The organism is Nocardia sp. NPDC049526 (assembly GCF_044465765.1).
Taxonomy (GTDB): domain Bacteria; phylum Actinomycetota; class Actinomycetes; order Mycobacteriales; family Mycobacteriaceae; genus Nocardia.
The window spans coordinates 1-11,726 of record NZ_JBITMA010000016.1; the positions used below are offsets into that span (position 1 = coordinate 1).

Sequence of the window (11,726 nt, forward strand, 5' to 3'; positions counted from 1 at the left end):
AAGACAACCGGATCATCGACCCGCGCGACAACCCGGCCGCGCGGCTGACCAAACCCCGGCGCACGCGATCCAATCGGCGTGCACTGCCCGAAGACATCCTCACCGAGATCAACCGCGTCGCCGCCACCACCGGCAACGACCCCGAGCTCGACACCCTGCTGCTGCGCCTGCACACCGAAACCGCCTGCCGCCGAGGCGGTGCCCTGGCCTTGCGTCCCCAAGATCTCGATCCCGTGCAGTCGGTGATCCTCCTACGAGAAAAGGGCGGCACCGAAGTGTGGCAGCCGGTCTCCCCCACGCTGAGTTGTCAAGTTGGCGACTCAAGACGTCGATGCCCCGGAGTCACCGACAGCGGATAGCGCACCAGGGGGAAACACGCAGTCATCCAGCTGGATCAACGCCCTCAGCAGGAAACAGTTAAGCCGCATAGAGGACTCCTCGATCCGGGCACTGATCCAAGCCCGGGCCATGTTGTTCAGTCCGAGAATTCGTGAGGATGGCGAGCCCAATTCCTCGACCGGCGCCGGTGACCAATGCAGGCGTCATCGCTTCCTCCTTTTATACGAAGCGTATAGCGATAAGGCCGAAAATGTATGTCAACGGATTACACTCGAGGTATGACGACCAAGACGTACGGCCAGATGTGCTCGATCGCTCGCTCGCTCGACATCCTCGGTGAACGCTGGAGCCTGTTGGTGATCCGTGAACTCCTGCTGGGGCCAAAGCGCTTCAAGAGCCTGCTTGCCGAACTCCCCGGTATCGGAGGCAATCGGCTCTCCGATCGTCTCAAAGGGCTCGAGGAAGCAGGGATCGTCCGCCGGACCACGCTGCCCGCTCCGGCCGCGGTGCCCGCTTATGTATTGACCGATTTGGGCGAGCGGCTGCGCGAGCCGCTTATCGCCTTGGGCCTGTGGGGGCTCGACCTGCCGGCCGATGAACGCATCGACCCCCAGACCACGCGAGCGGAACTCATCGCAATGGCCCTCACGGGTACCCAAACAAAGCTCTTGGACCCGGCTCGTCGAGATGACTTCGAATTCCAGGTCGGCGACGAGCTTTTCCATCTGCAGTTGCGGGACGGTCGATTTTTGGCCCGGTCCGGTCCGTCCCCGAGTACCCCGATCGTGAGTATTTCCTGCGATCTGCAGACGTTCATTGAACTCGCACGCCGCACGCTCACGCCGTCCCAAGCGGTCAAGGACGGACGGGTATCGATCCTGAGCGGTTCGCGCACTGCCTTCATCGAGCTGTACCGCGCCCTGGTCTATGTCCCCGACGCGCGCGTCGCCACTCTCCGCTAGGTGTGACCGAAGGCATATACGTAACGGTGGCAGTCACTATACGAATCGTATAGCGTTGGGGATCTCGCTACTTGCCGGGCGTCAGCAACGGCTTGCCACGCGAGTCCTCATCTGGAAAGGAACGCGGTCACGTTGACATCTCTCGACGGAGCCGTCCTACTGATCACCGGTGCCAATGGCGGGATCGGCCGTGAATTCGTGTCGCAAGCGCTCAGCCGGGGCGCTTCGAAGGTCTACGCCACGGCACGCGTTCCCCGGGCCTGGGACGACGAACGAATCGTCCCTCTACAACTCGACGTGAATGATCCCGAATCAGTATCGGCGGCCGTCGAGGCTGCGGCGGACCTGACAATGCTGATCAACAACGCTGGCATCCTGCACACATCGCCGAGCCTCTTGGAGACTCCCGTCGGACAGCTGCGTGAAGTGATGGAAACGAACTTCTTCGGTCCGGTTCTGCTGTCTCAGGCATTCGCTCCCGTGCTGACGGCTCATGCGGAATCGGCGCTCGTGAACGTGCATTCGGTCGCGAGTTGGTACGCACTTGGCGGTATCTACAGCGCGTCAAAGGCGGCGCTGTGGTCAGCCACCAACTCGCTGCGACTGGAACTCGACGAGCGCGGCGTTCAGGTCGTCGGTGTGCACGTCGGTTTTGTCGACACCCCGATGGCAGCGGCAGCCAACGCCTCGGGCGAAATCATGGCGCCACAAGACCTCGTTCGCAAGGTATTCGACGCTGTCGAGGCGGACGAGTATGAAGTGATCGCCGACGAATTCAGCGCAAACGTGAAAGCGGGCCTGAGCGCCCCAATCGAAGCTTGTACCCCCAACTCGCGGGCGGCCCAAAGCCGTAAGCAGAGCTCTGGCCGAGGCCAGCTCGACGCCCCTCCCCGGAAGCCCACTGCGCTCGCTAGCGAGCACCACCACTAAGGAGATTGTCCATGCGTGCGTTTCAAGTGACCAAATACAAGCAACCCATCAGGCTGACCGAGGTCCCCGAGCCATCCCTCGGCCCGAATGACGTCCTCGTCAAGGTCGAGGCGGCGGGCCTCAACCAGTTCGACGAGAAGATCCGCACGGGCGAGTTCAAGGCGCTCGTTCCCGATCGCCCTCCCTTCACCCTCGGCAACGATGTCGCGGGCACCGTGGTGGCCGTCGGTCGTAACGTCACCTCGTACGCCGTGGGCGACGAGATCTGGTCACGTCCACGCGTCAGTCGCATGGGCACGTTCGCCGAGCGAGTGGCCATCGACCAGGCTGACGTGTCCCACCGACCCACCAGCATCTCGATGGAGGAAGCAGGAGGGCTACCCCTCGTCGCTCTGACAGCCTGGCAAGCACTCGTCGAGATCGGACACCTGCAAGCGGGCCAGAAAGTCCTCATCCACGCCGGCACAGGCGGCGTGGGCACCGTCGCGATCCAACTCGCCAAGCACCTGGGGGCGACCGTAGCCACCACAGTCAGCGGCTCCAACGTTGAGTTCGCGCGCGAGCTCGGCGCCGATGTCGTGGTGGACTACCGAACCCAGCGGTTCGAGGACCTCCTCAAGGACTACGACCTGGTTGTCGATGGCGTCGGGACCGAGAGCGTGCTGAGGTCGGTGAGCGTGGTGAAGCCCGGCGGCAAGGTCATCGGAATCGCCGGACCGCCGACTCCGGCTTTCGCCTCCGCCGTCGACCTCAACGCCGTGCTGCGCCTGGTGTTCTGGGTCCTCAGCGCGAAGGTGCGCCGAGCCGCGAAGCGCCGCGGCGTGACCTATGACTTCCTCTACATGCACGCCAGCGGTGAACAGTTGGCCCAGTTGGCCGAACTCGTAGATGCGGGAATCATCCGACCGGTCGTGGGCGCCTCGATCCCCTTCACCGAACTGCCCAACGCCCTCGGGAGGATCGGCACCGACGGCACCCGCGGCAAAACCGTCATGACCATGACCTCCTGAGCCGGCCCGACCCGACAGACCACGCGGATTCGCAAGCCGAGACCAAGGACCAAGGACCCGACGATGACCAGCAGTCACCCGATCACGTCCTATGCCCAGGCGCCGACCAGCACGACCACCGCCGAGGGCATCACCTACGCATATCGTGAGCTCGGCCCACGCGGCGGCATACCCGTCATCATGTTCGTCCACCTGGCGGGCACCCTCGACAACTGGGACCCGCGCATCGTCGACGCCATCGCTGCCTACCACACGTGATCACCTTCGACCAGCCCGGCGTTGGCGCGTCGACCGGCAAGGTGCCGCGCACTCTCGAGGAAGCCGCGGACGATGCCTACACCTTCATCACCGCGCTCGGATTCACCGACATCGACGCCTTCTCGTTCTCGATGGGAGGCATGATCCTGCAGGACCTGGTCATCAAGCATCCCGGCCTGGTCCGCAAGCTCGTGCTCACGGGCACAGGACCCCGCGGCGGCAAGGACATCGACAAGGTGGTGGCGACCACCTACTACGACATCCTCCGCTCGGCGCCCACCCGTTCCGATGTCAAAGAGTTCCTCTTCTTCAACCGCGACGCGACTGGCAAGCGCGCCGCCAAGGAATTCATCGCACGGTTGCGGGAACGAAGCGCCGATCGCGACCGGGACATCGCTCTACTGAGCTTCCACCGCCAGCTGATGACCATCAAGCGATTCGGCCACTCGACACCGTCCGACCTGTCGGTCATCAATCAGCCGACCTTGATCGCCAACGGCGACAACGATCGCATGGTGCCATCAGCGCTGTCCGAGGACCTGCACCGACGCATCGCCGGATCGAAGCTGGTCATGTACCCGAATTCGGGCCACGGCGGCATCTTTCAGTACCACGAAGAGTTCGTGCCGCTGGCCGTCAAGTTCCTCGGCAGCGGCGAGAAGGACTAGGCCTGAGCACCGACATGTCGTAGGCGGCAACGAGCGGCGGGGCTCTTGTGATCTTGGCGCTCATCCACGCTCATTGCAGGTCTCACTAAACGGGACGGAATGTCCGTTGCAGCCACAGCCTGGGGTATGTCGACCGTTGCGATGAGAATCGCAAGAACCCTCGTCCATTAGTTTGACGGCATATCCGGGTTAGTACCGAAGGACACCAGGTCGGAGTCCATGTCGCTTACCGTTCAGCGAGTCGATGCACCCGTGTCGGTGTCTACGACGGGTTGTGCCTTCAAAGTGGCGAGGCAGTTCGTTGAGACCCTCGGTGTCCGGGTCGTCGGCATGATGCATTATGCGGACAACGCGTTCGGAACAATTTGCATGGGCTGGGACGGAGAGCTGGGCGGCACCGATGTGGCACGTGGTCGGCGCCTTGATCTCACGGGTCTCGGAAAAGAACTCGTCAGCGAACTCGAATCCCGCACGATGCTGATCGACCTCGCCCACGCCGACACGGCCACCATCCAGGACGTCTGCATGCGAGCCCGTCGCCCTGTTCTGTGTTAACACACCGGCGCAGCGGCGATACACGACTTCCCGCGCTACCTGCCAGACCACGACCTGCAGGCAATTGCCGCCACCGGCGGCATCATTGGACTGTGGCCCTACCGTGACGAGAACCGAGCGATGTCGACGATCGACGATTTCGCCCGCCACGCCGAACGCATCGCCGACGTCGTCGGCATCGATCACATCTGCCTCGGCACCGACACCAACGGGGTGCCCCGCCGCATCCATGGCTTCGACGGCCCGCAAGACATTCCGAAACTATTCGACGCGCTAATCTCTGGCCGGATTCAACCCGACCGATATCAACCAAATCGCTGGAGACAACATCGCCCGACTTCTCCTGACCCCAGCATGATCAGAACATCGGAGGACTTTCTTCGGCGCGATCGAGGTCGACATCGATGCCGAACTCGCCGCACTCGGGCCGACCGGATACCGGCCGCTCCGCATCCGCGACACTCTCTTCTGACCTCGACCTCGTCCACCCGGACTTCGTAGTCGATGCTGATCTTCTCGACTTCGTCCCCTCGGAGCAGTTTCGGGGCTGGAGCCGGAGAAGCGCAGGAACACTCCGCGACGGACATCAGGCTGGAGAAACCGACGAATCTGGAGGGGCCTGTGCGTCAGTCGGCGAGAAAGGCGACCGCGATCGGGGCGAACTTGTCGTGGAACTGGAAGATTCCGCCGTGCCCGGAGCCGGGGTAGATGATCAGGTCCGATCCGGGGATTCGGCGGTGGAGGTCCTCGGAGAGCTGCGATGGCACCATGCGGTCGTGGTCGCCGTTGGCGATCAGGGTGGGTTGGCTCAGCTGTGACAGGTCTGCTGGTGCCGAACGGCCCCATCGCTTGATCGCTTTGAGCTGGGTCCGCAATGTCGTCACGTGCACCGGTACGTCTCGATCGTCGGTCCGTTCCTGGAGGCGTTCGATGAATGCGCGACCGGCCCGCTTGCCTTCGGTGTCGCGGTTGAAGAAGAGGTACTCCTTGGGGTCCGAGCGTGTCAGTGCGGCCCGCGTGATGTCGAAGTACGTGGTGTAGGCGACCTTGTCGATGCCCTTACCGCCAGCCGGGCCGGTGCCGGTGAGGATGAGCTTCCGTACCAGTTCCGGGCGCTGGATGACCAGGGCCTGTGCGACCATGCCGCCGAGGGAGAAGGAGAAGATGTCGACCTGCTCGAAACCCAGCGCCTGGATAAACGTGGCCGCGTCGTCGGCCATGGCCTCGACGGTGTCGGAGACCGAACCAGTCGAAGCGCCGACCCCGCGATTGTCGAAGGCGATCACGTGGCGACCGGCTGCGATCGGGTCGATGATTCGGGGGTCCCAATTGTCGAGGTTCCCCGCGAGGTGAACAAAGAATACGACGGGGATACCACCGCGGGGGCCGAGTTCACGGTAGGCGAAGGTGATCCCACCCGCCTCGATTGTCCGCGTGGGCGCGTCCTGGTAGGACTTCACGATGCCATTCGGACGCTGGTCGGAATTCATGGCTGGGCCTCCAGTTGTGGTTGGCGAGTCGGGTGGGTGTCGGCGGCGGCCAGAAACTTCAGCGCTTCGGGGACGAACGCGCGGTGGTGCTGGAACACCCCGCCGTGGCCTGAGTTGGGATAAATCTGCAGCGACGCGTCGGGCAAGCGACGCGCCATGTCGGCCGAGTGCTCGCTGGCGACCATCAGGTCGTGATCGCCGTTGGCGACGAAGACCGGGACCGTGATCGTCGAGAGGTCGTCGGGAGCGTGCAGCCCCGCGCTGGTGATCGCACGCAGCTGGGCGATCCGGGCCCGAAGCGAGATCGGCTTGTCGCGGCCGCGGGTGCGCTCGGCCAGCCGGTCGAAGTACTCGGTCGCGGCCTTCTTGCCTTCCGTATCACGCGGGAAGAACAGATAGTGCCGGGGGTCCTTGCGTGTCAGGAACCCCTTGAGATAGGCGGCGCCGACGATGAAGGGCATCTTGGCGATGCCGCCGCCGCCGCGCGGCCCGGTCCCGGCCAGGATCATGCAACGCACGAGGTCCGGAGCCTGCAGAGCGATCATCTGCGCGACCGCCCCGCCGAGAGAGAAGCCGAACAGATCGACCTTATCGTAGCCGAGCGCGCGAATGAACGCGATCGCGTCTACGCCCATCTGTTCGATATCGGAGGGCACCGACGACCCGGTCGCGCCCACTCCTCGGTTGTCGAAGGCTATGACGCGGTGGTGCGCGGCGATGCCGTCGATGACCCGCGGGTCCCAGTCGTCGAGGACGGCGGTGAAGTGGTGCAGGAACACGACCGGCACCGCGGACTGCGCCCCGAGCTCCCGGTAGGCGAAGGTGACACCGTCGGCGTCGACGGTCTGTGTCGGTACGTCTTTCCAGGTGGGCATGATGGCGTCCCTTCTGCATGAGTTCGTTCATTGAATTACGGTCATACTATTATGATCGTAATGTAATGTCGAGAGGGACACTGAACCCGAACGGAGCACCGCCCATGGTCAGGTACGCCGCTGATCACAAGGACGCGACGCGACGACGGCTGATCGATGCCGCCGCACGCAGGTTCAAGCGCGACGGTCTCGACGGATCGGGCATCGCGTCCCTGGTCGCAGACGCCGGGTTGACCAACGGCGCGTTCTACGGGCACTTCACCTCGAAGGGCGATCTCGTCGCGAGCGTCGTCGCAGATCAGCTCGCGGCCCAGCGCGCGATGATCGAGGCGATGCCCGACGGGCCCGATGGGTTGGAGCGCTTCATTCGCGAGTACCTGTCCCCGGCCCACCGCGATGACCGAGAAAACGGGTGCCCGTCGGCGGCGCTGCTGGACGAGATCAGCCGCTGCGACATACAGATCCGTGACGCCTACACCACCGGCATGCGATCCATCCTCACCCTCATCGCACACCGCCTGGACCCCGACGACCCCGAGGCTTCCTACGATCGAGCGACAGGGCTGTTCACCGCACTGATCTGCACCTTGCAGCTCGCCCGTGCGCTCACCGATCGCGAACTCTCCGATCGCGTCCTCGCCGCCGGCCTCACCAACGCCCTGGCCCTGGCCCAGCCGCCGACAACCCCCTCGGGCTCACCACGACAGTAAGGACGGAAGCACCGATGAAGGCATTCGTGGTCGACCACTACGGCGAGGACGGACTCGCGCCCGCCGACATCCCCACCCCGACACCGGGCCGCAACGACGTCCTCGTCGACATCCGCGCGGCGAGCATCAACCCGCTGGACAAGATGGTGCGCAACGGCGAATTCAAACAACTCCTCCAACCCATTTCCGTTTCAGGACGACCAATCTTGGGACTGTCAGATGGACTATCTGGCAGTATGCCCGGCTACGGGATGCCGCGAGTAGCGCTGCAGCCGAGTCGGGTTCACGAGCTACGGAGGTTCGCCGACACCTGATCGATCACAGCCGGATGCATCGGTGTGTCGGAAAATCGACACGCAGACGGTGTCGACAACCTGTAGGTCGGCTCGGACTTCGACGGAAGGACCCCAACGCGTCGACTGCGCGGTCGGCGCGGGGCGCGGATCGTCGGGAGGCGATCGCGGGTGCCGATCTCACCAACAAAGTCGGAGCCAGTGAATATTCAGCAAATGCCCCGACTGTCCTTTTGCTCACCCGACCTGGCGCATCGCCAGATATCTGGCGCAAAGCTCCTGCGCGTCGCCGCCCCAGCACTCCCCCTGGCCAACATGGTCGTCTCCAACGTGCCCGGACCGCAGATGCCATTGTAAGCCGAAGGAATTCGGACGGCCGGCAACTACCCATCTCCGCCCTCACCGACCTATCACGCCCGCCCGCTCAATATCACCGTCATGTCCTACAACGGCCAGTTGAGGGTGAATTCGTTGCTGACCGGGCCGGAGCGGGACAGTCGCGCGTCGAGGTAGATGTCGATCAAGCCATCGCGGTCGTCCCAGGCGGTGGCTCCGAGTACCATGTGGCCGTTCACGCATGCCGAGCGGATACTCATTGCGGCGGTTTGCATGGGAACGGCGCAATAAAGCCTCAGCCGCGCCATCGCACATGCCAGACACCGCACGATTTCCGGCAAGGCTCCCATCGGGGGCCGAGCAGGCTGCACAGCGTGGTCGGCGGAGTCGAACGCGACGTCGGCCGCGAGTAGTTTGGCGATATTGCTGTCGGCCGCCGCACTATCGTCGTCGAGGCCCGAGTCGATCCGGGCGGCGGTGCGATAGATGACCATCTGGACGGCTGTGAGGCGTGCGTGCAAGGCCGCGAGTGGATGGGCAATCGTGTCCGGGGACGAGTTCAAAGGCGGTGTTGGCGGTCACAGCTACGTCCATCAGTGATCCTGCACTCTCGAAGTGATCTACCTCGACTTCGACATCCTCACCAGCACCGACACCATCCCCGACGCCTGGAACATCGCCACCCACCTACCAGACGCACCCACCGTCTAGCTCAATAGTCGCCCAGCCGCAGCAGCGCATAGCTACCGTTTCCCGCAGGTCGACCTCAGTGGCTAAACACCGAGGTCAACCCGCCCCGAGTCGCCCCCGGGCCTTCTGGTCAGCTGCTACACGAACCGGGAATTGTTTGCGCCGCCCTGGCATACCGAAGATTGGGGGCTTGCAGCCATCGTGCACAGACGGGACGCTCGGAAGTAGTAGATCAACGAGCGCTCATGGTTTCACGCTGTCAGGCAGCCGCAGCCGCCGGGAAGAGCTCCTCGAAGGTGCCGTGCAGGACGCGATCTCGGATCTTGATATCCACATTGTCGAAAATCGAGTGCAGCGTCTGCTGAGTATGCCCGTAGGTACCTTCCAGATGCGGGTAGTCGTCGCCCCACATCACATTGTCGTAAGCAGTGTCCTCGATGACCTGCACAGCGCTGACATCGTGCTGGAACGAGGCGTACACCTGCTGGCGGATGATCTCACTGGGCAGGCGGGACAGCCGCGGGCGCACGAACATTCCGTGCTGCCGGTAGGCCTCGTCCATGCGGTCACCGATGGCCGGCACCCAGCCGGCGCCGCCCTCGGCGATGAGGACCTTCAGGTCCGGATGCCGGTCGAGCGCGCCACCGGCGACCAGGTGAGTGATCACCCGCATGCCCGGATAGGTGGTCTCCATGTAATTCACCACCGCACCGCCGGGACCGCGGTACACGACGTTCTGCGCGCCCGTTCCGATGTGGTACGCGAGTGGAAGGCCAAGCCGTTCGGCCGCGGTCCACAGCGGCTCCCACAGATCCAGACCCCAGGCCCGGTCGTCATCGATGCCGCACGGGAAATACAAAGCGCGGAAGCCCAACTCCGCAGCACGCTCCGCCTCGGCAACGGCGTTCTCGACATCCCTGAGGGGAACGATGGCCGGGGCGAAGATCCGGTCCTGATTGGACATCACCTCTTCCAGGGCCCAGTCGTTCCACGCTCGGGCAACAGCATTCTCCAGCTCGGGGTCGCGGATGTTGCACGTCCAGAAGCCCATCGACGGGAACGCGAGTTGGTTGCGCACGCCTTCCTGGTCCAGATCACGCAAACGAATCTGGAGGTCCTTGAAGCCCGGCGGGCGCATGGCGTCCATGAAGTCATTGAGCTGGCGGTCGATCTGCATGCCGTCGATGTAGAGGATCTCGTACTTCTCGCCGCGTTCCGAGCGGGGCGCACGGTCCGCGAGCCGCTTCGGCAGACGCGAGGTCCACAGATCCTCCGGCTCCATCAGATGGGAGTCGCCGGAATGCGCCCAGATCTTGTCCGCACCGGCTTGCTCCTGAACGGCGGACATCGCCTCTGTCATGTGCCTCTCCTCGTTCGAGTGCCTTTCCGGTACGAACCGTCCAGCGGTCCGCCCGGGGTATACTTTACACCGTAACGAAAAAGGGGCACCCTGTACAGAGGCAGCCGGGGAGACGCAGCGGCGCACTCCGCCAAGCCGGTCGCCAAAGTCGACAAGCAGCTGTCGCCGCCGGCAGAAAAGGATCAGCAGTGGAACCGCCTCTACTTCGGCGCGCGGCGGGGCTGGCGACCGCGCTACGAAATCGTTTGAACACCTCCCCTTTCCATCCGGACCTGCGACTCGCGGCGACACTCCTGCCATCCGCCGTCGTCACCCCCAGCCTGTTGCCGCTGATACGGCGGGTCACGTCCGCGAACGGAAAGGACACCACCGAGGTCGCCCGAATCGGCGACGGTGTCTCGGTGCGCGTACATCGGCCCGCAGGCGCTCGGTCGCGGACCGCGGGGGTGCTCTGGATACATGGTGGCGGCTATGTGCTCGGCACCGCCGAACAGAACGACGCCCTCTGTTGTCACTTCGCGGCGGAACTCGGCGCCGTTGTGGTGGCCGTCGACTATCGGCTCGCACCCGAATACCCCTATCCGGCAGCACTGGACGACTGCTACCACGCCCTACAATGGCTCGGCGCGCAACCGGATGTCGACGCCGAGCGAATCGCCATCGCCGGGGCCAGCGCCGGCGGAGGACTCGCGGCCGCACTGGCCCTCGCCGCCCGCGATCGAGGCGGCGTCCAGCCGATATTTCAGCTCCTGTCCTATCCGATGCTGGACGACCGATCTGTTCGACCGGACCTGGAAACCGGCCACTTTCGGCTATGGAATACCAGTGCCAACCGCTTCGGCTGGGAGTCCTATCTCGGAACCGCCGATCCGGCCGAAGCCGTCCCGGCCAGGCGAACCGACCTGGCCGGACTCGCTCCCGCCTGGATCGGCGTCGGCACCCTTGATCTGTTCCATTCCGAGAACATCGCCTACGCCGAACGCCTCCGCGCTGCGGGGGTGCCGTGCGAAACACTCGAGGTGAACGGCGCGTTTCATGGCTTCGATGAAGTACTCGCGTGTGCGGGGATTTCGCGCACATACCGTGCTGCCCAGGTCGCGGCGCTGCTGTCCGCACTCCTGGCCTGACCGCCGACTCCGGCGTGCGCCTGCCCATTCGTTCGCCGGAACAGCATTCAGGCGGCACTCTCTTTTCCCCGCGCATCATTCCAATCAGAGTTCGACAGTAAAAAGCCGACGAATGCGGATGGC

The 11,726-nt window shown here is 64.0% G+C and carries 10 protein-coding genes and 3 pseudogenes; 9 read left to right on the forward strand and 4 right to left on the reverse strand.

What is annotated here, in order from left to right; all coding sequences use genetic code 11:
- The 6 genes and pseudogenes from ACIBW7_RS35880 to ACIBW7_RS35905 all read left to right on the forward strand — a co-directional run.
- Window positions 1-359, forward strand: a pseudogene (locus ACIBW7_RS35880) (hypothetical protein); the annotation flags it as partial.
- A gap of 258 nt (window positions 360-617) precedes the next feature.
- Entirely contained in the window at window positions 618-1,301 is a 684-nt protein-coding gene (locus tag ACIBW7_RS35885; protein WP_397054305.1) for a winged helix-turn-helix transcriptional regulator, read from the forward strand.
- A 132-nt stretch (window positions 1,302-1,433) separates the two neighbouring features.
- On the forward strand, window positions 1,434-2,231 hold the full coding sequence (locus ACIBW7_RS35890; RefSeq protein ID WP_397054307.1) for an SDR family oxidoreductase: 798 nt from the start codon (window positions 1,434-1,436) through the stop codon (window positions 2,229-2,231).
- A gap of 11 nt (window positions 2,232-2,242) precedes the next feature.
- Window positions 2,243-3,241 (forward strand): NADP-dependent oxidoreductase, encoded by a 999-nt coding sequence (locus ACIBW7_RS35895; protein ID WP_387288562.1) that lies wholly within the window; start codon window positions 2,243-2,245, stop codon window positions 3,239-3,241.
- 63 nt (window positions 3,242-3,304) lie between these two features.
- A pseudogene (locus ACIBW7_RS35900) lies at window positions 3,305-4,167 on the forward strand (alpha/beta fold hydrolase).
- Between the two features lie 333 nt (window positions 4,168-4,500).
- Window positions 4,501-4,944: pseudogene (locus ACIBW7_RS35905) on the forward strand (membrane dipeptidase); the annotation flags it as partial.
- Between the two features lie 404 nt (window positions 4,945-5,348).
- Here the strand turns inward: ACIBW7_RS35905 and ACIBW7_RS35910 are convergent.
- Entirely contained in the window at window positions 5,349-6,212 is an 864-nt protein-coding gene (locus ACIBW7_RS35910) for an alpha/beta fold hydrolase (protein ID WP_397054309.1), read from the reverse strand.
- Complete coding sequence (locus ACIBW7_RS35915; protein WP_397054311.1) at window positions 6,209-7,087, reverse strand: alpha/beta fold hydrolase; 879 nt, start codon at window positions 7,085-7,087, stop codon at window positions 6,209-6,211. The genes ACIBW7_RS35910 and ACIBW7_RS35915 overlap by 4 nt, the downstream gene beginning before the upstream one ends.
- A 104-nt stretch (window positions 7,088-7,191) precedes the next feature.
- On the opposite strand from ACIBW7_RS35915, the gene ACIBW7_RS35920 reads away from it, so the two are divergent.
- Both ACIBW7_RS35920 and ACIBW7_RS35925 read left to right on the forward strand, forming a co-directional pair.
- Window positions 7,192-7,797, forward strand: coding sequence for a TetR/AcrR family transcriptional regulator (locus ACIBW7_RS35920; protein WP_397054313.1), 606 nt, complete (start codon window positions 7,192-7,194; stop codon window positions 7,795-7,797).
- Between the two features lie 14 nt (window positions 7,798-7,811).
- Window positions 7,812-8,111, forward strand: coding sequence for a hypothetical protein (locus tag ACIBW7_RS35925; protein ID WP_397054315.1), 300 nt, complete (start codon window positions 7,812-7,814; stop codon window positions 8,109-8,111).
- A 422-nt stretch (window positions 8,112-8,533) separates the two neighbouring features.
- Here the strand turns inward: ACIBW7_RS35925 and ACIBW7_RS35930 are convergent, their stop codons facing one another.
- Window positions 8,534-8,989, reverse strand: a complete 456-nt coding sequence (locus ACIBW7_RS35930; RefSeq protein WP_397054317.1) for an acyl-CoA dehydrogenase family protein — start codon at window positions 8,987-8,989, stop codon at window positions 8,534-8,536.
- A 386-nt stretch (window positions 8,990-9,375) separates the two neighbouring features.
- Window positions 9,376-10,476, reverse strand: a complete 1,101-nt coding sequence (locus tag ACIBW7_RS35935) for an amidohydrolase family protein (RefSeq protein WP_397054319.1) — start codon at window positions 10,474-10,476, stop codon at window positions 9,376-9,378.
- Between the two features lie 245 nt (window positions 10,477-10,721).
- Between ACIBW7_RS35935 and ACIBW7_RS35940 the strand changes: the two genes are divergently transcribed.
- Entirely contained in the window at window positions 10,722-11,603 is an 882-nt protein-coding gene (locus ACIBW7_RS35940) for an alpha/beta hydrolase (RefSeq protein ID WP_397054591.1), read from the forward strand.
- The last annotated feature ends 123 nt before the right edge of the window (window positions 11,604-11,726 follow it).

Bases quoted from the DNA above. Each gene is read 5' to 3' on its own strand.
- ACIBW7_RS35895 (WP_387288562.1), top strand. From the start codon at position 2,243: ATGCGTGCGTTTCAAGTGACCAAATACAAGCAACCCATCAGGCTGACC.
- ACIBW7_RS35925 (WP_397054315.1), top strand. From the start codon at position 7,812: ATGAAGGCATTCGTGGTCGACCACTACGGCGAGGACGGACTCGCGCCC.
- ACIBW7_RS35885 (WP_397054305.1), top strand. From the start codon at position 618: ATGACGACCAAGACGTACGGCCAGATGTGCTCGATCGCTCGCTCGCTC.
- ACIBW7_RS35910 (WP_397054309.1), bottom strand. From the start codon at position 6,212: ATGAATTCCGACCAGCGTCCGAATGGCATCGTGAAGTCCTACCAGGAC.
- ACIBW7_RS35920 (WP_397054313.1), top strand. From the start codon at position 7,192: ATGGTCAGGTACGCCGCTGATCACAAGGACGCGACGCGACGACGGCTG.
- ACIBW7_RS35915 (WP_397054311.1), bottom strand. From the start codon at position 7,087: ATGCCCACCTGGAAAGACGTACCGACACAGACCGTCGACGCCGACGGT.
- ACIBW7_RS35935 (WP_397054319.1), bottom strand. From the start codon at position 10,476: ATGACAGAGGCGATGTCCGCCGTTCAGGAGCAAGCCGGTGCGGACAAG.